This is a genomic window from Desulfococcus sp. (assembly GCF_041737845.1).
GTDB lineage: Bacteria > Desulfobacterota > Desulfobacteria > Desulfobacterales > Desulfococcaceae > Desulfococcus.
This window is the reverse complement of sequence record NZ_JBGSQX010000139.1, coordinates 1-19,575: the sequence shown is the minus strand read 5'-3', so window position 1 is coordinate 19,575 and position 19,575 is coordinate 1. Positions and strand designations below refer to the sequence as shown.

Annotated in this window: 16 protein-coding genes and 1 CRISPR repeat array; of the genes, 15 read left to right on the top strand and 1 reads right to left on the bottom strand. The window is 54.0% G+C overall.

The features are described from left to right. Window positions 1–37: 37 nt before the first annotated feature. On the top strand, window positions 38–715 hold the full coding sequence (locus tag ACEW8N_RS16295; protein WP_373500905.1) for a potassium transporter: 678 nt from the start codon (window positions 38–40) through the stop codon (window positions 713–715). A gap of 90 nt (window positions 716–805) precedes the next feature. Here ACEW8N_RS16295 and ACEW8N_RS16290 read toward each other — a convergent pair whose 3' ends face one another. Beyond that, the gene (locus ACEW8N_RS16290) at window positions 806–1,216 is read right to left on the bottom strand and encodes a hypothetical protein (protein ID WP_373500904.1); all 411 of its coding nucleotides are present in this window, start codon (window positions 1,214–1,216) and stop codon (window positions 806–808) included. A gap of 488 nt (window positions 1,217–1,704) precedes the next feature. Between ACEW8N_RS16290 and ACEW8N_RS16285 the strand changes: the two genes are divergently transcribed. From ACEW8N_RS16285 to ACEW8N_RS16220, 14 genes are all read left to right on the top strand, one after another. Next, window positions 1,705–2,181, top strand: a complete 477-nt coding sequence (locus ACEW8N_RS16285) for a hypothetical protein (protein ID WP_373500903.1) — start codon at window positions 1,705–1,707, stop codon at window positions 2,179–2,181. A gap of 180 nt (window positions 2,182–2,361) precedes the next feature. Continuing rightward, on the top strand, window positions 2,362–3,312 hold the full coding sequence (locus tag ACEW8N_RS16280; protein WP_373500902.1) for a hypothetical protein: 951 nt from the start codon (window positions 2,362–2,364) through the stop codon (window positions 3,310–3,312). Window positions 3,313–3,348: 36 nt separating this feature from the next. Continuing rightward, window positions 3,349–4,515 carry a hypothetical protein gene (locus tag ACEW8N_RS16275; protein WP_373500901.1) on the top strand — a complete coding sequence of 389 codons (1,167 nt, stop codon included), beginning with the start codon at window positions 3,349–3,351 and terminating at the stop codon, window positions 4,513–4,515. Next, window positions 4,512–6,650: a hypothetical protein gene (locus ACEW8N_RS16270; RefSeq protein ID WP_373500900.1), complete on the top strand. Its 2,139-nt coding sequence runs from the start codon at window positions 4,512–4,514 to the stop codon at window positions 6,648–6,650. The genes ACEW8N_RS16275 and ACEW8N_RS16270 overlap by 4 nt, the downstream gene beginning before the upstream one ends. 86 nt (window positions 6,651–6,736) lie before the next feature. Further along, on the top strand, window positions 6,737–7,699 hold the full coding sequence (cas6, locus tag ACEW8N_RS16265) for a CRISPR system precrRNA processing endoribonuclease RAMP protein Cas6 (protein WP_373500899.1): 963 nt from the start codon (window positions 6,737–6,739) through the stop codon (window positions 7,697–7,699). A 14-nt stretch (window positions 7,700–7,713) separates the two neighbouring features. Beyond that, window positions 7,714–8,694: a type III-B CRISPR module RAMP protein Cmr1 gene (gene cmr1, locus ACEW8N_RS16260; protein WP_373500898.1), complete on the top strand. Its 981-nt coding sequence runs from the start codon at window positions 7,714–7,716 to the stop codon at window positions 8,692–8,694. Continuing rightward, on the top strand, window positions 8,691–11,405 hold the full coding sequence (gene cas10 / locus ACEW8N_RS16255) for a type III-B CRISPR-associated protein Cas10/Cmr2 (RefSeq protein WP_373500897.1): 2,715 nt from the start codon (window positions 8,691–8,693) through the stop codon (window positions 11,403–11,405). The genes cmr1 and cas10 overlap by 4 nt, the downstream gene beginning before the upstream one ends. Then, a complete protein-coding gene (locus tag ACEW8N_RS16250; RefSeq protein ID WP_373500896.1) occupies window positions 11,405–12,349 on the top strand; it encodes a type III-B CRISPR module-associated Cmr3 family protein in 945 nt (314 codons plus the stop codon). The genes cas10 and ACEW8N_RS16250 overlap by 1 nt, the downstream gene beginning before the upstream one ends. Before the next feature lie 9 nt (window positions 12,350–12,358). Further along, entirely contained in the window at window positions 12,359–13,258 is a 900-nt protein-coding gene (gene cmr4, locus ACEW8N_RS16245; RefSeq protein ID WP_373500895.1) for a type III-B CRISPR module RAMP protein Cmr4, read from the top strand. After that, window positions 13,255–13,650 (top strand): type III-B CRISPR module-associated protein Cmr5, encoded by a 396-nt coding sequence (gene cmr5, locus ACEW8N_RS16240; protein WP_373500894.1) that lies wholly within the window; start codon window positions 13,255–13,257, stop codon window positions 13,648–13,650. Before cmr4 ends, cmr5 begins: the two co-directional genes overlap by 4 nt. A 5-nt stretch (window positions 13,651–13,655) precedes the next feature. Then, on the top strand, window positions 13,656–14,810 hold the full coding sequence (gene cmr6, locus ACEW8N_RS16235; RefSeq protein WP_373500893.1) for a type III-B CRISPR module RAMP protein Cmr6: 1,155 nt from the start codon (window positions 13,656–13,658) through the stop codon (window positions 14,808–14,810). A gap of 181 nt (window positions 14,811–14,991) precedes the next feature. Continuing rightward, window positions 14,992–16,305 (top strand): TIGR02221 family CRISPR-associated protein, encoded by a 1,314-nt coding sequence (gene csx2 / locus ACEW8N_RS16230; protein WP_373500892.1) that lies wholly within the window; start codon window positions 14,992–14,994, stop codon window positions 16,303–16,305. Between the two features lie 20 nt (window positions 16,306–16,325). Continuing rightward, window positions 16,326–16,718 (top strand): CRISPR-associated protein Csx20, encoded by a 393-nt coding sequence (csx20, locus tag ACEW8N_RS16225; RefSeq protein ID WP_373500891.1) that lies wholly within the window; start codon window positions 16,326–16,328, stop codon window positions 16,716–16,718. A gap of 184 nt (window positions 16,719–16,902) precedes the next feature. Further along, on the top strand, window positions 16,903–17,076 hold the full coding sequence (locus ACEW8N_RS16220) for a hypothetical protein (protein ID WP_373500890.1): 174 nt from the start codon (window positions 16,903–16,905) through the stop codon (window positions 17,074–17,076). A 508-nt stretch (window positions 17,077–17,584) separates the two neighbouring features. Next, window positions 17,585–19,532: a CRISPR direct-repeat array (repeat unit 36 nt; unit sequence GTCCGAAGGGCCGCCCCGATTCGAGGGGATTGAGAC). Between the last annotated feature and the right edge of the window lie 43 nt (window positions 19,533–19,575).

Below are 19,575 nucleotides of genomic sequence, written 5' to 3'. Positions count from 1 at the left end.
AGCCTGTGCGGCCGGCATTTTAACGGAGGATATCAGGATGAAAAAAGAGAAGACCCCATCACGGGAAACCGTGTGGATCATCGGCGCCGGCCGGTTCGGCATGATCGCGCTGGAGCGCCTCTCCCAGATCAAAAAAGACGCCCGCTTTGTGGTGGTCGATCCGGATGAGCGACGGTTTTTTCCGGTGGAGAACCCCCGCTGCGCATTCGAGAACACGGACGGGGTCGCGTTTCTCCTCCGGCGCCTCGACCCGGCCGACCCGCCGGACTGGATCATTCCCGCACTGCCCGTCCATCTGGCGGCGGAGTGGTGCCTCGGACGTCTGGCAGACCGCGGGCGCCGCATCCCCGTGGCGGACGACCTGGACGCCCTGCTGCCCAATCCCGTGCGGGGCGCCGGCGGCGACATCTACGTCACCCATGCCGATTTTCTCTGCCCGGACGACTGCCCCGAGCCAGCCCTCACCTGCACCGTCACGGAAAAACCGCGGAAACCCGACATGTTCGGCCTCCTGGAAAAGATCCGTTTCCAGGATTTTCAGTCCGTCGTGATCCAAAGCTGCCAGCTGGGCCCCGGCGTCGGCGGATACCGCCCGGACCAGCTTTTTGAGCTGCTCTCCAGCATGGAAAAAGGCGACGGCAGGTTTCTCGTCTCCACCGCCTGCCGGTGCCACGGCGTCGTCACGGGGATCGGCGTCGGACAGGCTTCCGCCTGACGGTGTTTGCCCTGCCCGTCGGACCCACGCCTGCGCGGGGCGTGGGTCTCCCTCCAAAGGCCGCCATGCGGCCGCGCCTTCCCCGCGACGCTAAAGGTACCGCGATTCGTCCTTGTCCAGGAAAAGCTTGAAGGCATCGTCCGGATTTTCAAATTCCAGAGAGTGGCCCTTGCAGCCGTTTCGGGTGCAGAAGTTGACGGCGCCGCCCAGCTCCAGGTTCACGCTGGCCACGGGAGCCTTGCAGAAGCAGGTCCTCTGGGTCGGCAGAAGATTGTGGCATGCCGGGCATGCGCACTGCACCACGGCATTGGCGACATCGTCCACATCGTCGAAGATTTTGTTGTAGCTGCCGTAGATCTGGCTCAGGAAGATGCGGCCTTTCTTGTTCTCGATGGTTGCCTCCAGTTCGATCGAGGGCATATCGTCCACCAGAACGGAGGAATTCATAAGACTTTTTCCGCAGTTGGGGCATTTGACGCTGACTTCGATTTGATGGGTCATACGGGCCTCCTTCTTGGGTTGGGGTTGACGGGTCGAAGGAAGATGCAGGGAAGAGCTCGATCGGGGAAACATCGCGAAATCGATGGCGCGGCGCAACGGTCGATGAGATATGCCAAAATATAGGGTAGGTTTTGAAAAAAAGCAACGGTTTCCTGAATCCGGATCAGCCCGCCCCGCCCGTCACGCCTGTTTGAACAAAATCCCCTTCTCTACCCCTTGAAAGCCGCTGCACGGACAAGCACGCGTTGAATCTGCCTGAGTCGGCATCCTACCAAATATCCGCGTCAGGTCGGAGACTGGCTGCGTTTCTTCTCCTGAATACCTGTGCGGCATCATACTCCCAACAGTCTTCCTTTCGCCACCGGCGCCGGGTTCTTCAAAATTTCCCTTAAAATAGGTATTTATACCTATAGACATATGAATTATTATCTTATATCTATAGATAAAATTATAAATATTCAAACAGGAACGGAGGTCTCTGCTCTGAGATGAAAAAAAAACCTAAAAACAAGCCGGATTCCCATGAACTCTGGACAAACCGACGACCTACACTGACAGCGGATCAAAATATTTCATTGATTCTCGGGTCTGTTAAAAATTTGCCGATCGCATATTGGAAACCGTTGTTTTTTTTCAAGGGGGCAAGGGACGACGAACTCTTGAAATTAACTTCCGGCCGATTTCCCGTCACAACCGAACCCGGCAAAACACACCCCGTCATATCCCTCAAGCCCCTTCCAAATCATGTGGGGTATAAAGTCAATCCCTGCTCTTCCGTGCGATCCTGGATGTCCAACGAAATGCATTTTATCGAAAAAGGCTGCCGGCTGATGCATACCGGGTATGAGATGGACCGGAAGTCATTTGTCGTCGAGCATATCGAGGTGCCTTTGCCTGCCGGTCTGGGTGCCAAGCTTGTTTTCATGGGGGAGGTGCCTGGGGAGTGTTTCAAAACGGCGGGTTGAAAAGCACGGGAAACCGTCGTCTGAATCACCGCGGCCAAGGCTTACCCGCTGATTCTGAACCCCTTGATCATGGAGTCCGGAGTGAACCAGAAAACCGATGAAGAAACGATCCGTGATTGGTTGAGCGCAAATGAAGGACGGGAAACCCTGAATAAGGCGGCGGGGAGGGTACGCCAAAAGATGTCAGCCGCCGGTATTCCCCTATCCGCTCTCGGCCTCCACGCCGCCGCCCCGGTGCAGACCGTGATTGATGAAATCCGGTCCGAGCTCGCCGTTATCATCCTCGAAAATCGATCAGAGATCCGCAAAAAACTGATGGCGGCGGAGGCTGACCCGGCGAGGGTTCTCACGGGCTTCATGTTCCGGCGCCTGATGGACCGGGCCAGATGGTCGCCCCGAAACGATCCGTTTCGCTACCTCTACAAAATGGCTGCCGATGCCCTCAGGGAAGCGGACGGCATCCATCTGTCGACAAAAGGCAGCACCGGATCACTGTATAGCCTGGAGAAAGAGAGCCGGCCTATCGGCCCCCTTTGCGAGGAGGATTATACCACCATCCCGCTTCCAGCCGATCTGCCGCGCATATCGTCCCTGGCGGAGGTGACCCATAAAAAAACCTTGGTCCGGCTTGCGCGATGGTTCTGGCAGGAGATGTCCCGGTTGTTCCAGAACCGGCCGATATGGATCGAACTGAGGGATCTCATCCAGTGGATCGCCGTGTATATTCCCCTGGGTCGGGTCGAGACCAGGCTGCCGGACACCCACAAGGACGGAACAGAGAGCGATAATCTTCCGGCAGTTGAGCCCGACCGTAACGCGCCTTTTGACCCCGAGGTCGTCTGCCGCTGGGCCGGATGCTTTTCCAATCTGCTGAATGACAAAGAGGCAATGGCATTTTATTTGTATCATGGTGAAGAGAGGCCATTGAAGGACGTTGCCATTCGAATGGGGTTCAAAGGCCCATCCGGCCCGGCGGTGCATCTTGGAAGCGTGACGGAAAAGCTCAGCGCATTTGCCGCGGACCTCAGATGGCTTTCACCCGACAAAGAGACGCCGCCCAACAGGCTTGCCCAGCGCCTTTTCAAGGAAACGCTGACGGAAATCTTGAAAAAAAGGTTCGAGACACCGTAACCTCCTTTTACATGGATACAGAAAAGGAAAAGTTCAATGTACAGCCGGAAAATCGCCCTTGCCCACGCCCGGCAGATCAGAAGATGCCCGCCGCTATCCCTGCTCAGGGATCCGGATCGTCCGGCGGAGCTGGATCTGCACCTCGCCATATGCCCTCACTGCACTGACGCCCTGCATGAAGGGGAAGCCATGGAACTGCTGGCGAAAAAACTGGGTGCGGAGAAGGCCCCAGCCGATGACGCCAAGGGCCTCGACGTTGCCGCAGGGCAGATTCGAACCGTCCGGCCGGAGAAAGCCGGATGGCACCAGGGATACCACTACAATCCGCCCACGGTGATTGTCCTGGATGTCAGAAAAAAAATTTCCGACGACATCCGGGTCGCTCAGATATACGAGGACACCATCCTGGCCGCGCCCGGGGACCTGATTTTAGAGGATGAGCACACCGGCGCCGGTGAACTCTTCGTGGAATGCTGGAACACTTACACCCTTAAAGCCGCATATCTGGGTGCCGTTGCGGGGCAGGCGGCGCCCCCGGTCATAGACGCGGTCCTTCGTTTGGAAGAGGATCCCGACGACGCCCCCATATGGGCCCCGTTGCCGTTTCCCCTGAGGGAGGACGACCCCAGGATCCATTTCCGGGAACTCGAGGTGGAGACGGCTTTCTTCTTCTCGTCACAGGCCGCCGGAGAATTGATGGCGGAACTGGAAAAACGCTCGATACGAACCGTTTACGCATCGCCCGCCGAGCTTTCCCGGGTTATCGGCGAAAAGGTTCCCGGCATCCGTTTTTCGCTGGAGCCGGATTCGTTCGAAGATGCGCTGGCGGCGCCGGAGTTTCCCCCGTATTCCCTTCCGCTGGCCGCCGCCGCCGACCGGGAAAAAACCATCATCGCGAAACATGTAATGTTCAAGGATGGCCATCTCACCGTATACGCGCCCATGGAGGTCGATGTTTTCAGCGCCCACGCCATGGAGGGCGGCAGGGTCGGGTTCAGCGGTCGATTTCCCGTCCAGCCGGAGACCCGCCCGGTCCATCTCATTTTCCGGTACGCCGGGCCGGACGGCGTCCTGATCGAGCCGGCCGCCCATCCTCATTGGGACGCGGAGACGGGCAGCTTCTCGGTCGTATTCGACACCTCGACAAAAGACTGGCGGAAGCTGCGTCTGGCCGTTCTCTATGAAGGCGTTCAGGCATCATGAAAAATTTCGACATCACGTTCTTGAAGAGCTTTACCCCGACGGATCAAATGACGTTCCTCATCGACTGTCTCACCCGCCCTGAATTTTCCCCCTGGGGCCGGCTCGATTCCGCATCCTTTGAAAACGTATACCGATACCTGAAGGGAAATTTTTCCGCCACCCCGGGCCTGGGCCGACTGCTCGAACGCTACCTGATCGCTCACTTGCTCAAGGACGGCGCCGATGCCCCGCAGTGGGCCATCCCGTTTGCGCGGCGCCATATTCCTCTGGACGACCATTTCCCGTCAATTTCCTGGGACACGCTGACCGCGGGGCAGTGGACGACGTTTCCGGCAGCGTTGGTAAAGGGGGACCGCAAACAGCTCCAGTGGTTCATAGCCGGCCTGTTGTCGGGTGCGCCGGGCCGTGAGCTTCTGCCGCCCTGGGCGCTTCGGATCATGGACGATGCTTCGCGTCAGGCGCTTCTTGACGCTGCGGCTGCGGCATCGGCAGCATACCCGATGTCCAAGGACGCCTTCCTGTGCGTGTTTCCCCTGGCCCTGCCCAGCGACAACGTCCGGATTCAGGGGGCATCCCTCGGTCTGCCCGCGGCTATGGCCTTCATGAAGCTGCTGTCCGGCGAAAAAACCTCGGCACGGTATCTTGCTACCGGCACCCTGAGAGAGACGGGGGCGGTCGGCGGCGTGGAATGCCTGGCGGATAAACTCGGGCTCGCCGCGGACGAGCAGTGTTTTTCCCTGTTTGTTTATCCCGAGGAGAACAGCCTGGTTCCCGGGGCAACCGTATTGGATGTTTTTCCGGTCTCCAGTCTGGCTGAAGCCTGGTGCGCGGTGCGCCGGCACGCCCCCGGGAATGGGGGCGAATTGCTCCTGTTTGCGCGGATGATGAAAGACCCTGAAGCGTTTGTTGCCGGCATGGAGAGGGTGGATGCATCGTGGATCAAGTATGAGGCGGATCGCGGCCGTTGCACCGCAGTGATCCGGAAAATCGCCGCGGAACCCGCTCTCTTCGCCGGATACGTCGAACGGATCGATCGGCATCTCCAGGACTGGGCCCTTGACGAAGCGGCATTGTTTCTCGATCTTGTGCCGCCCGAAGACCTGACGCTTGCAAGCCGCCATTCGCCGCTGTCCGCATTTCGGCTGCACACCCAAAGGATCGCCCTGGCGAACCACCGGGGGGACACGGCACAGGCCGAAGCCTGGGCCGAGCAGGCCGATGCCCTTTTCCCGGTTGTGCTCAAGGGAAACCTGAACCTGTGTGCGGATTTCATCAACAACCGGTTCGTCACCCGGCACAACCGATATCAGTTTGACCCCGTTTTCCCCGAAGATCTTTTCCGTATCCTGAAAATCCTGCAGCGCCGTCATGCGGCCGAGTGCGAGGGCGGCTGTCCGACAGACCCGGTCCTGGCAAGACTTTGCGGGACGGTCGCCCAGAATTTCGCCTTCTGCGGCCCGGATTTTCTGGGCGAGACAACAACCTATGCCCGCAGGGCCATGGCCGCTTTCGGCAGCGGCGATGTGCCCGAATTTCGCCGGGACATGCTCCGGCAGCAAAGCTACCTTGCCTATGCATTTCTGGATGCCGGGGATTATCCCCGGGCGGAAAACAGCCTGATGGCGTTTATCGGGGCCGGCGGTTGGCGGGAGATCATGGAAAAGTGCCGCGCCGGCCGGTTGACTGTCTGGCATCACGCAGCCCTGGCCAGGTTTTTCGCGGATACCGGTGAAACGGAAACAAGCCCGGAGTACCTGGGATGGTGCACGGACGCAGCACCGTTTTGCAGCGGCGGCGATCATCCCCGCCAGCTTTGGGCCTTCAACATGGGCCGCATCGCCGTCCGTCATGAACCGGCCGCCGCCCTGGCGTGGTTCCAGCAGAGTCTTGCTCTGTGTCTTGACAGAAAGACGCGACCGACCATCCGGATCATGGCGCTGCTGCCCCTTTCGGGACTCCGGCGGCTGGGCGACCCGGAGAAATCCTGCAAAGCCGGACTGCTTTCCGAGGTGACCCAAACAGCTTTGAAATTGAATGAGACCCATTTTCGTCCACGGATGGAATCCAACAGCGAATTGCTGCTTGAAAACATCTGGAACCGCCCCCAGGCGTTGTTCCCCTTTACCTATCGATAATTTTTTCAGGGGAAAAATGAAAAACGGAAGTTCAATGCCGTAGAAGAAATTGAAAAGACAATCGCATACAGAGGAATTCGAAAAAGATGGAGATGAACGGACTGCAATACGGCAAATACACATTCTCGTGCGAGTTGGATTCGCCGGCGATCCTGCCGGAGTATAAAGGGTCGACGTTTCGGGGGGTGTTCGGCACGGCATTCAAACAGGTGGTCTGCGCACTGAAACAACGGGAGTGCGAAGATTGTCCGCTTCGCCGGCAGTGCCTTTACACCATTGTTTTTGAAACACCGCTGGCCGTGGCGCCTAAAGAGGATCTCAGGGTGTCGGTGACGCCCCATCCGTTTGTACTCCAGCCGCCGGAAACTCGGAAACAGGATTTTGCCGCAGGCGAGGAATTGCAGTTCAGCCTGCTTCTTTTCGGGGAGGTTAATTCGCAGTTGCCCTTTTTTATTCATGCCTTTCAGCAAGCCGGAAAACAGGGCATCGGGAAGCGCATTAACGGGCGGCGGCCCACATTCCACCTAAAGAAGGTTTATGCCAACGATCAGGTGATTTACGCGGCGGAAACCGGCTTGCTGGATAATGCAAAGACGGCTGAATGGTTATCGGCTGCCGGCAATTCTTTACCGGTAAAGTCATCCCGTGTGCGTTTGATGCTGAAAACCCCTTTGCGATTGAAGTTCCAGAACCGGATCGAGAGGGACCTTCCTTTTCACCTGCTGGTCCGGGCCATGCTGAGGCGGATTTCCTCACTGTTTATTGCCTACGCGGGGGATGAACCGGATCTCGATTACAGGGGGCTTCTGGAGCGGGCCCAAAAAGTTCGCACTGAGGACAAGAAACTCTTTTGGCACGACTGGGAGCGTTATTCAAACCGCCAGAAACAACGAATGCCCATGAGCGGCATGGCCGGAACCGTCACCTACGAAGGCGAGCTCGGGGAATTCCTCCCGCTGATAGACATTTGCAGCAAGGTCAATATCGGAAAGAATACAGCGTTTGGGTTGGGGAAGGTCGATTATTCAAGGCTTTTAGAAACATCATAACGGTGGAGGAAAACATGGGATTTAATATCTCACGATACCGAGAAAGAATACATAAAGAATTCGAAGTGGAGGTGGTGACGCCCATGTTTCTGGGTGGGGCCAATGTTAATGAGGCGGAACTGCGCACCCCTTCGCTCAAGGGTATGCTTCGGTTTTGGTGGCGGGCGACCTGCGGTATCAGTGATATTCAAGAGATGAAAAAAAATGAAGCCAAAATTTTTGGCGATACTTCATACAAAGCCCCATTTTCTGCGTACATAGAAAATGTGAACCATGCGGTACCGTTATTAAAGAACCTACCCAAAGGAGAGACCTTCGAGGTTAAAAGTAGTAAAGGAACTTTCAGGCTGGGAATCATTGATTATCTGGCTTATGGGTTGCGGGATCAGAAAAAAGGGTACCTTCGACAGCATTTTCCCGTTGGTACAAAATTCAACGTTAACTTCATTTTTTTCAATGAAGAATACGAAAATGAGGTTTTAAAGGCATTTTACTCTTTAGTTAATTTCGGTGGGTTAGGTGCAAGGTCTAGAAATGGGTTTGGCTGTCTTTCCATCAATGCCAATACCAAGCCCTCGATCACCATGGAAGGCCCGCTGAAATCCTACTCCGCAACAAGCGCGAACTCGGACCTTTTTATCGCTCCAAAAACCAATTATGGCCAATGGCAGGATGCCCTATCGGCTATTGGCATGGTTTACAAAGATGCGCGGTTATCCCTTGAAAAAAGGCATATATACGAAAAGCGGAGTTTGATAGGCAAACCAATTGTGCAAGATAGAGAGGCCAACTCAAACCAACGGCATGCCAAGCCGTACTATCTGCATGTTGGGAAAACAGCCTCGGATCATTATTATGGTCAGATCCTTTACATGCCTTACAAGTATATGGCTGGGCAGGACGGGTATTCTAATGAGAGATTTCGCAAATACACAGAAGCAGGAATCCAGATGAATAACAAAATAAAAGAATTGTTTGCAGGAGGCGCGAAATGACATTCCCAAGACCCGATGCATCCTATTGGAACAACAAACTGGCGGCCTACCTGCACGATCCCATCGATAAAGTCTTCCGCATTCAGGGGCATGAGGAACGGGCTGCCAAGCAGCTCGAAATATTCGGCTTGGAAAAGCCCAACGAATCCTTTTGGAAAAAAGCCGACGCGATCGCATCCGGTTTCGAGCGGGGACAAGTGCCTTCATTCAGCAGCAACCCGAATCAGAACGGGGCGGTCGATTTCGGGAAGCATCCCGTCATTACCCATCCCACAGGTGAAAATACCAGGCTGGAGATCGCATTGCCCGAACCCGCAAATGGCGCACTGGCCCAAGAAGTCGGCGAGCAGCTGCTGAGTTTTCTCAAAAAAGAAATCGGCATGCGCCCCGGGATGGGAGGTTATTCAGACAAAGGTATCTTCAAAGATAAGCCGGATGATTTCGCCTGCGCCCGCTTTTTGTATGTACATCAGGGATTGCGCTTCAAGCTGGCTGAAAACGATGTGGCGGGCCTGGGCGGACTCTGGCACAGACTGCCTGCGGATTCCCGTTTTCCGGATCATACGATCTGGCAGCACAATGCGCTCACATCGGCCCTTTACTCATGCATGGATCTGGCCAAGGACGATCATCAAGTCGGGATCCTCTCTTTTTCCATTACGCCTGTACAGCCCTTCATCGCCAAGGCCCGCAAATTAAGGGATTATTGGACCGGCTCCGTCATCCTGTCCTGGCTGGCCTTTGAGGGGTTGCGGTGGGTCATGGAGCATCTTGGGCCGGATCATCTGCTATATCCTTCCCTGGTGGATCAGCCTTTGGTGAACGAATACCTGAGGGCTGTCTGGAAAATGCAGGATATCAGCACGTTTTGCACAAAGCAGGAAATCGCTTCCTTGCCAAACAAGTTTTTATGTCTGATCCCCTTCAATAACGCCGAACCCATCGCTAAAAGCATCTCGGCATGCATCCAGGGGAGTTGGCGCAATCTGTGCCAACGAATACTCAACAAGGTTACCGGTCTGTTGAAGGACGATGGTGAACATTTGGCCGCCATGTTCCATCGGCAGACGGAAAATTTCTGGGACCTGCAATGGTCGGCGGCAAAACTCATCGAAAAAGGCGATATGGCCGAAGCCAAACGGCTATTGCCTCAAGGCGCCATGGATGAACCGGAAAAAACGCTAAGCGTATTTTCTGATCTTGTCCGCAAAAAATGGCACTATGAAATGGATTCCAGGGGTCTGCTTTATTCTAATGCGCACCAACTGGTTCAAACCGCGCTGGCGGCTCGTAAAGTCCGAAAGACCGTCACCCGTATCGAGGAGCCTGGGCGTAAATGCGGATTGTGCGCCGAGTTCGAAGTCCTTCATTCCGTTTCCCACAGCGAGGATGGAGCCGCCTACCAATACAAGGAGCATATCGAGGAATTCTGGAGGCGCCTGGCCGAAGCCTGGGACGCTGAAGCAGATCTGGATCGAAGCGATTCTGAAAAATTGTGCGCAGTCTGCCTCCTTAAACGAATCGCCTACCGAATCTTGAAGGAAGACAAGGCTCATATCCTCCACACCTGTTTTGAAGGCGCAGAAAGCTTTCAATCCACCACGGAGATGGCAATGCACGATGAGTTCAAGCGCAGGGGCGTTACGGATAAGAAAGAGAAAAGGGCTACGGCGCAACGTGCGTACCAGAAGGAACGTATCGAAGAAGTGGACCATCGGGACCGCTACTACGCCATCCTGGTCATGGACGGCGACAACATGGGCAGGCTGATCAACGGCGAAACTATCGGGTCTACCTGGGCATCCGCCATGCACCCGGAAATGAAAAAGCGGCTGGAAATCGCCACCTTCGACGCAGACTATCGCAACGCTTGGGAGCCCTTTATCCAACAGAACCGCAAGCGGTTGGTTACACCGGCGATTCATGCGGCCATCAGCGAATCATTGGGGGATTTTTCCGTCTACGGCGCGGCCGGAATCGTGGAAAAATATGAAGGGCGCTTGATTTTCGCCGGCGGCGATGATGTCTGCGCGGTGCTGCCGGTGAGCAACGCTGTAAAAGCAGCCAGAGAGATCAGCGAATATTATACCTCTGATTTCAAGGTGATCGACGGCGAGAAAATCAGCAATGCCGATGGGAAATGGACGCCTGTGCCCGGCAAGCTTTCCATCAATCTTGGAAAAAATAAAAATGAAATCTCCATATCTGCCGGCATCCTGATCTGCCATCACAAGGAAGGGTTGAGCCAGATGATCGCCCGCGCTCATGCCCTGTTGGATACCCAGGCCAAGGAAAAAGCGGGGCGCAACGCCTGCGCCGTTGAACTGCGCAAACGTTCGGGCGGATCCCGGTATTTCGTTAGACAATGGAGCGATACCGCCGCATGGAGCGCCTTTCAAAATATCGGCCAATGGATTCGGAACAAAAGCAAGCAACAGGTTTCCACTTCGCTGGTTTATCGGCTTCAACTGTTCAGGGATGGGGTGGACGCCATTCTGAACAAAAACAACGGAAGGGAACTGATGGCGCAATTTGTGGCTAAACAATTGGAGCGGTCCGGTATTAAACCGCCTGCCGGCAAGGAAATGGAACTGGCTAAACGCGTCACGGAAATTGTTGTCGCGCTTGATGACTCGGGTAAACCGGTCTTTCAGCCCGAAGGCCTGATCGTCGCGGCTTTTGCCGCAGGCACGGAAAGCGAGGTGAACTGATGGAATGGTATCTATTCGAGCCCGCAGGCACGCTGCTTTTCAAGGGTGCGGAGCCCATGGACATGGGGGCGGATCATCACGCCTCACAGATCTTTCCGCCCCCTGCCCGGACCATTGCGGGGGCGCTGCGCACCGCCGTATTGGTTCAGCACGGGATTTCTTATACCGATTATTACGCTAAACAGAACGTGCCTGAGGAAATCATGGCGGCAATCGGCGAAGCGGGGGAAAACGCCCCCTTCGACGTTGCCGGCCCCCTGTTCCACATGGATGGCCGGCTGTATACACCCGCCCCCTATTCATGGTTCATCGAAAAAAACAGCAATCGGTCGGCGAACGGGGAAAAACGGACGGTTAATATTTTCAAGGCCGAGTATGTCAGGAGTCCTTTGATCAGCGCCGATATTCCTTTGCCCTGGGTCAGGGGCGGCAGGGGTGAGCTTGTGAGCATCGGGGGGAATTGGATGGAGTTGAATGACCTTTTTTCGCCAGCGGAAGAAAAAGGGTTTTATCGCCCGGAATTTTTTTTCGCCACCGAACCCCGCACCGGTATCGCCTTGAACCAAAATCGAAGCGTGAGAGAAGGCCATCTCTATACCTTTGTCCATATTCGAATGAAAAACGGCTGCGGCCTGGTATTCGGGACGAACAAGCCGCTTCCCCTGTCGGAAAACGGTTTTTTAAAGTTGGGGGCGGAACAGCGTTTCGGCCGATATAAGAAGATCCCTACGCCGACGATACCGGATGGAAAAACCGGGACCTACCTATCCCTGGCCATGGTCCAGGGGTCGGTATCAGCCAATCATGCCTGTCTGACCACCGGAAGGATCCAGTATCTCGGCGGTTGGGATTTAAAAAAGGGGTTTCATAAACCCATGCAGGGTCATTTCCCTGCCGGCAGCGTTTTCAATCAGCAAATTCATACCCATTGCATTCAACTATAAGGAGGCTCCATGCTAAAGAAAGAACTATGCGCCATCGGCAAACTATATGCAATCTCACCGGCCCATGCGGGAAGCGGTGCGGCTACCTCGGCGGTTGACCTGCCCATCCAGCGGGAGCGGCATACCGAATGGCCCCAGATTCAAGCCAGCGGCGTCAAAGGCGCGTTCAGGAACCATTTCCGAAGGTTTAATGGCAAAGACCAGGATTTGATCAACCTGATTTTCGGCTCTGATGTGCAGGATGGCTGGGCAAAAAGCATGGATATGCTGCCCGGCGCAGTGAGCATCTCAGACGCCAGGTTGCTTGCCTTTCCCGTGCGCAGCAATATCGCGCCGTTTATCTGGGTCACTTGCCCGGCAGTCTTAAAGCGACTCAACGCGGATCTGGCTTATATCGGTTTCAAGCCAAAAGCAGATGTGGAGGATATTCAAAAGGACGGGGCGTTTTCCATCGGCAATCTGGAAATCAACGGACAGGTAATCCTGGAAGACGCAGTGGTAAATGTGATTACGCATCATGAGGATGCATGCATTAAAAGACTGTTCCCCGAGCTGGAACGGCTGCTCCTGGTTTCGGACGAAATCTACAGATATGCGGTGACCTGCTGCACGGAGGTACAGACCCATATCAAAATCGATGAAAAAACCGGGACGGCCGATGACGGTGCACTCTGGTACCAGGAATATCTTCCCGCCGACTGCCTGCTCTACACACTGGTCCATTACAGCCATCGGAATGGGGCGGAAAGTGGCGATAGCGGTATTCAGGCCAAACTGGCTGATCTTAAAGCCGCGACCATCAGGCAATATGTGGAGGAAACCATCTGCGGTTACGTCCAGATAGGCGGAGACGAAACATTGGGCAAGGGCATTTTTGAACTGACCTGGATGCCGGGAGGTGACGCATGAGAACATTGGGTCAGAAACGGGCGGCATTCGCCTTGGAGGAAGTCCTGAACAACCATTGCAAGAGTCAAAAGGACTTCAAAACATTCTGTTCAGGGGCGCCATCGGTGATCCTGCAGAACGGTTTTGGCCAGGCACTGGCCTTCTGGTTCGCCAAGGGAAAAGGCGATGGAGAAGACAAACATCAGGTGATCCTGGATATTATCCAGAAGTGGCTCTGCTTGAAAGAGGGGGATATCCAGAATGAATTCATCGATGCATGTAAGCCCACCAAGGCAATGGTTATTGCCCTGGCAACCATGAACCAGGAGGCGTATCTCGCCGCGCAGAAGGAGACGCTCGCCCTGCTGGAATGGGTCAAGCGCTACGCCAATGCCCTGCTGAAAGGAGATTGACTCATATGATCCTTCCTTTTTCAACAGAGTTGCAGGAGGCTTCAACGAACTTTTCCGAGGGAAATTTCGGTTTATGGTTTAACAAGCTGATTCCGGTGGATGAGCGGGAAAGCTTCAAGGCGTGTGACAGCAGGGGCGATACCAAGAATGTCGTTGGATTTTACATAAGCCAGTATGACAAAGCCCGTCGATCACCCCTCTTGAAAAGCCTTCTCGAAAAAAGGCACAAAACCCAGCAGGCTCTCTGCGCACGCCATGAGGCTGCCGGGTTTGCGGCCCTGGAAATCAAAGCCAAGCTGGCATCTCCGTTGATCACGGGGATTGGCAAGACCCACCCCAACGAGGTGGGGATGATCTTTGACCATACGCTTGGGATTCCATACCTGCCTGCATCCGGTATCAAAGGTCTTGTTCGATTGGGCCATATCCTTAATCTGATCAATGACCCGGAGAAGGCTGATTTGCTGATATCGGGCGATGAATTAGATGATGAACATCCGGCATCACAGATCCCAGAGCTCTTCGGCGGTGACTGGAAATCAGAAAATAAATCCGAAAAATTCCGGGGCCGGGTAATTTTTCTGGATGCCTACCCGGAGAAGGTTCCGGAGCTAAAGGTGGATATCATGAATCCCCATTACGGCGCCTATTACGGAGATGAGCAGGACAAACAGCCTCCCGGCGATTATCTCAACCCGGTCCCGATAAAATTTTTGACCGTGCCCGAAGGCGAAACTTTTATTTTCCGAGCGGTTCTCACAAAAGATAAACGCCTGAACGCCGCCGTTTTCGACGCCTTTTCTGTAGCGTTGACGGAACAGGGGCTCGGTGCCAAAACGGCGGTGGGATACGGCCGATTCAGCATGGAAAAGCAACCAAGACGGGATGCTGCCAGTCCTGAAGCATCGGATTTATCTGGAGAGCAAAGCAAGTTCAAAACGCCTGTTCATGAAACGTGGGTTCAGGTTTACTTGACGTATTCGCCCGGCAACCAGGAAGTCACCGCCGTTGCCCAAAGCCGGAAGGCAACCCACATCGGCAAGGAGATCATTCCTGAGCCTATTGCTAAAAAGTTTTTCAAAAATAAGAGCGCGACAGTATCAAAGGTTGATGTCGAGCCCGTCGGGAAAAATTACCGGATTGTTTCGATCACCATATGATCTCAGTCGCGGCCGTGCGGATTCAGGAGGGGCTTGGACCGTGGCCCATCTATCAAAACGTGTTGCTTCCTCTTCATTCAAACACTGCACGACAGGCCGCGGAGACTCTTGGAACTGACGGTTCTGCGGTGTTCACGCACACCTTCAGGATGGTGCGATTCAAAAAATATGCGAGGTGGTCATGAGACGTGTTTATATCTCTTTTCTGGGAACCAACGATTATGTCGAATGCATTTATGAAAGCGGCATCGGCGATGCCAAAAATCCGGTACGTTTCGTTCAGGAAACGACGCTCAGCCTGTTTTCAGAAAATGCAAATGCAGATGATCGCGGTTTCATCTTCATTACGGATGAAGCACGCAAAAAAAATTGGGAAGATGACGGCCAGCGGGATAGGGAAAAAAAATGCAACAAACAATGCCAGGGGCTGAAAAATCGTATTGACCTTTTGAATCTGCCGTTCCCCGTTGAGGCCATCCCCATTCCCGAAGGCCATAGCGAGGAGGAGATATGGGATATTTTTCAGCTCGTATTTGGCATCTTGAAAGAAGACGACGAGGTGGTTTTTGATATCACCCATGCCTTTCGTTCCATACCCATGTTGGCGATTGTCATCCTCAACTATGCCAGAGTTCTGAAAAACATTCGGCTTCTGGGCATCTATTACGGAGCCTTCGAAGCACTTGGGCCTTCCTGGGAAGTTGCAAAAATGCCTGTGGAAGAACGGCGGGCGCCATTATTAAATCTCTCTTCTCTGAACAGATTGATGGAATGGACGTTTGCAGTCGACCGGTTTCTGGAGGCAGGGGATGCAAAGGAGGTCAGCCGGCTGGCCCGGGAAGCCGCGGCGCCGATTCTTAAAAATTCCCGCGGCAAGGACACGGGGGCTTCGGCCACGCGGGGCATTGCCAATGCACTGGAGTTTTTTTCTAAAAATCTGAACACCTGCCGGGGGCCTATCGTAGTAAAGGCCGCCGAATATCTCAAAAGTGAGCTGAACAAGGCAATGAATGTAGAGGATGTTAAACCGCTTGTGCCGCTGTTTGAACATATCCGGAAGAGGGTTTCTCAGTTTCGGGGCGACACTGTTCATGACGGCGTTCAAGCAGCAAAATGGTGTCTGGATCATAACCTGATTCAACAGGGCTACACCATATTGCAAGAAACCCTGATTACCCATTTTGTCAATAATAACGAACAGGATTCAGGAGTTATCGATAACAGAAATATCGCTGCGGCCGCGGTCTGGTTTGCCAAGGATGACACTCCTGAAGATAAATGGTATGGCGATGCTGGAAAAGACAGGGCGTTGACAATAAAATATATTAGAATGTTCAAGACAATGGAGGGCCTTTCGGACCTGTACAGGCAGATGAAGCCATACCGAGACGACTTGCTTCATGCCGGATACAGGAATGATCCAAAAAAGCCGGATGATTTTAAAATAAAATTGGCAGATCTGATACCCAAAGTTGAAGCCATGATTGAATCATAAAGCTTCTGAGGGAGATAAATATGTCCGGCACCCTCCTCTTGATTTTCAACCACACCTTCACCGAAACCCAGAAAGCGGATGCCCTGGCATCTCTGGGGGTGAACAGGATTGTCATGCCTCCGGAACACATTCAGGCTGTCTGGGGCCAGATACCGCCCGACCTGCCGGCCCTTTCCGATTATCTCGCGCCGGTTCGGGAGTGGATCGTGAAACAGGCCAAGCCGGGCGACCACGTTCTCGTACAAGGGGACTTCGGGGCCTGTTATCTTATGGTTCAAGTGGCCTATGAAAAGGGGCTGATCCCCGTATATTCCACAACACGGCGGGAGGCCCTGGAAACGGTCCAGCCGGACGGCACCATCAAAATGGTGCATCATTTCAAACATCAGATGTTTCGTCGGTTTGGATGCTAAACCCCGTTCATTATCAGCTTGTTGCTTCGGTTCCCATGTGGAGATCTGACTCATCTGTCAAAAAAGGTTTTGAAAAAATGGCCTCCAATGCCATTTGAACCCATCAAAAGGAAAAAGAATATCGCCTGATCTCCAGGGGTCAGTGCCATTCCCATCAACCCGGGTTTTTCATTGGAGGTGCCTTATGACCAATAAAAGTGCGCTTGAAGTAACTGTGGATGGTGCAAAGGTCGTTGTTTGTGTGGTCGGCGCATCGGTTGCCGCTACGGATGCGGCTGTGATCATTTTAGCTGTGGCTGGTGCCGCAGCCATTACCATTACCGGTATCGGCGTATATAAATGGCTATCGAGCGACTGAAAAGACGGACCGCCAATTTCTTTTCAGAGCCCGGGTGATGAGGCGAAAGGGAAGCCGGGGGTCAGCATTGCCCAAACGGGCAAGGAGGAATCAGCATAAGGGGTAGCCATAACAACGCCGCCTCTTTTCTGAAAAACCTCTAGAAAACCTTGTTTCTTTTTCGCAGCCGAGGTATTGTTTTTCCATGTGTCAGCAGGTAGTTGAATGGATTGGCCCCCGCTTCAACCCTAAAAAAGCGGGCACTTTCCGCACATGTTTTTTGTTTTCGGGGGAGAACTTGATCCGATAGATATAAAATACATGTCAATACAGGCGGTTAGATCGTATTTTTGTTCTCATTGAATTTTTGATAAAGTGCGGAGATCGATATATTAAAAATTAACAGTAGGTTATATTGAATATGATGCTTTCCGAATGTGCGAAAAAATTTCCCGGACCTTCTTTCAGGAGGGGATGTGCGGAAACCTTGTTGCAACTTTGCGAAAAAATAGGCAAAAAAACAGCCGGAGTCCGAAGGGCCGCCCCGATTCGAGGGGATTGAGACTTGCATCTTCCTCAGCCATGCCAACACCTATCATGATGTCCGAAGGGCCGCCCCGATTCGAGGGGATTGAGACTTGTCACCAAACAAGTAAAGCATAATCTCGCGCTTAGTCCGAAGGGCCGCCCCGATTCGAGGGGATTGAGACCAACTCACCATTCACAAAGACACGTGCCTGCCACTCGTGTCCGAAGGGCCGCCCCGATTCGAGGGGATTGAGACCTACGTCGAAAACGTCTCCTGCGTCAAATGCGAGCGGTCCGAAGGGCCGCCCCGATTCGAGGGGATTGAGACTAATCTCTTCGCTTGTAAATAAGATCATTTTTCTTTCCAGTCCGAAGGGCCGCCCCGATTCGAGGGGATTGAGACTTGGTTTGATGGCTAACTCATGACACTAGGCTCTGTGTCCGAAGGGCCGCCCCGATTCGAGGGGATTGAGACTTAATTCACGTATTACAAAAATACAAAAACACATATGTCCGAAGGGCCGCCCCGATTCGAGGGGATTGAGACTTAACTCCCCGAGAATGTTCAATTTCTAGGGCCTTCTCGTCCGAAGGGCCGCCCCGATTCGAGGGGATTGAGACACGTTCTGGGCGAAAGCCCTCAGAGCATTGTTGCTGAAGGTCCGAAGGGCCGCCCCGATTCGAGGGGATTGAGACGGTTTTTAAGTTCGTCTGGGCTCATTTCCTTAATCATCTGTCCGAAGGGCCGCCCCGATTCGAGGGGATTGAGACTAGGTGATAGAACTTAATAAGATAATCTGCTTTATTCAGTCCGAAGGGCCGCCCCGATTCGAGGGGATTGAGACTGATACTCATAGTGTTTAAGCCAGTTGGAATAATGTAGTCCGAAGGGCCGCCCCGATTCGAGGGGATTGAGACTGTAGTTGCAGGTGGCACAGGTGGTGGTGTCTTCTTTGGTCCGAAGGGCCGCCCCGATTCGAGGGGATTGAGACTTGCCCGCTCGATGGCCTTATCACTCGGTATACCTTTGTCCGAAGGGCCGCCCCGATTCGAGGGGATTGAGACATGTCCCATCTGCTTTTCTTTTGAGAAAGGAAAATTAAGTCCGAAGGGCCGCCCCGATTCGAGGGGATTGAGACCTAACCATGGCGCCCATTAGTTTTGCGTCGTTTGCTATGGTCCGAAGGGCCGCCCCGATTCGAGGGGATTGAGACCTTTTCTCCAGTGCCCTTGCCCATCTCATTAACATGGAGGTCCGAAGGGCCGCCCCGATTCGAGGGGATTGAGACATTCCCTTCTGCGGCTATGCCGCATCTGGGCGCCATGAGTCCGAAGGGCCGCCCCGATTCGAGGGGATTGAGACACAGGGTGAACTGATCAACAGGCATTCCGTCATAGTTGAGTCCGAAGGGCCGCCCCGATTCGAGGGGATTGAGACATGATGCTCAACTAAAATTTGCTCAAACTCGGCAGTGAGTCCGAAGGGCCGCCCCGATTCGAGGGGATTGAGACTCTATAGTTAACATTTAATCTGTCCAGCTTCCCAGTAAGGTCCGAAGGGCCGCCCCGATTCGAGGGGATTGAGACAGGCTCGTTGCGTCAATCGAGATAACCTCTGCCCTGTCCGAAGGGCCGCCCCGATTCGAGGGGATTGAGACCAGTCGGCAGCTGCGTTGAAATTCAAGACTAAAGTGGTCCGAAGGGCCGCCCCGATTCGAGGGGATTGAGACTCATACGCTTCCCGGAGAAAAACGTCTTTCGCCAGCGGTCCGAAGGGCCGCCCCGATTCGAGGGGATTGAGACTCAGCACTGCATATATTAATGTAAGGGAAAGACCACGTCCGAAGGGCCGCCCCGATTCGAGGGGATTGAGACAAATAATAGTTTCCCATGTTAATTCTCCTTTTGATTCAGTCCGAAGGGCCGCCCCGATTCGAGGGGATTGAGACTTACTCCCAGAGTCTTACAGAATGAGCATGATTCACAGTCCGA

Bases quoted from the DNA above. Each gene is read 5' to 3' on its own strand.
- ACEW8N_RS16295 (WP_373500905.1), top strand. From the start codon at position 38: ATGAAAAAAGAGAAGACCCCATCACGGGAAACCGTGTGGATCATCGGC.
- ACEW8N_RS16290 (WP_373500904.1), bottom strand. From the start codon at position 1,216: ATGACCCATCAAATCGAAGTCAGCGTCAAATGCCCCAACTGCGGAAAA.
- ACEW8N_RS16285 (WP_373500903.1), top strand. From the start codon at position 1,705: ATGAAAAAAAAACCTAAAAACAAGCCGGATTCCCATGAACTCTGGACA.
- ACEW8N_RS16280 (WP_373500902.1), top strand. From the start codon at position 2,362: ATGTCAGCCGCCGGTATTCCCCTATCCGCTCTCGGCCTCCACGCCGCC.
- ACEW8N_RS16275 (WP_373500901.1), top strand. From the start codon at position 3,349: ATGTACAGCCGGAAAATCGCCCTTGCCCACGCCCGGCAGATCAGAAGA.
- ACEW8N_RS16270 (WP_373500900.1), top strand. From the start codon at position 4,512: ATGAAAAATTTCGACATCACGTTCTTGAAGAGCTTTACCCCGACGGAT.
- cas6 (WP_373500899.1), top strand. From the start codon at position 6,737: ATGGAGATGAACGGACTGCAATACGGCAAATACACATTCTCGTGCGAG.
- cmr1 (WP_373500898.1), top strand. From the start codon at position 7,714: ATGGGATTTAATATCTCACGATACCGAGAAAGAATACATAAAGAATTC.
- cas10 (WP_373500897.1), top strand. From the start codon at position 8,691: ATGACATTCCCAAGACCCGATGCATCCTATTGGAACAACAAACTGGCG.
- ACEW8N_RS16250 (WP_373500896.1), top strand. From the start codon at position 11,405: ATGGAATGGTATCTATTCGAGCCCGCAGGCACGCTGCTTTTCAAGGGT.
- cmr4 (WP_373500895.1), top strand. From the start codon at position 12,359: ATGCTAAAGAAAGAACTATGCGCCATCGGCAAACTATATGCAATCTCA.
- cmr5 (WP_373500894.1), top strand. From the start codon at position 13,255: ATGAGAACATTGGGTCAGAAACGGGCGGCATTCGCCTTGGAGGAAGTC.
- cmr6 (WP_373500893.1), top strand. From the start codon at position 13,656: ATGATCCTTCCTTTTTCAACAGAGTTGCAGGAGGCTTCAACGAACTTT.
- csx2 (WP_373500892.1), top strand. From the start codon at position 14,992: ATGAGACGTGTTTATATCTCTTTTCTGGGAACCAACGATTATGTCGAA.
- csx20 (WP_373500891.1), top strand. From the start codon at position 16,326: ATGTCCGGCACCCTCCTCTTGATTTTCAACCACACCTTCACCGAAACC.
- ACEW8N_RS16220 (WP_373500890.1), top strand. From the start codon at position 16,903: ATGACCAATAAAAGTGCGCTTGAAGTAACTGTGGATGGTGCAAAGGTC.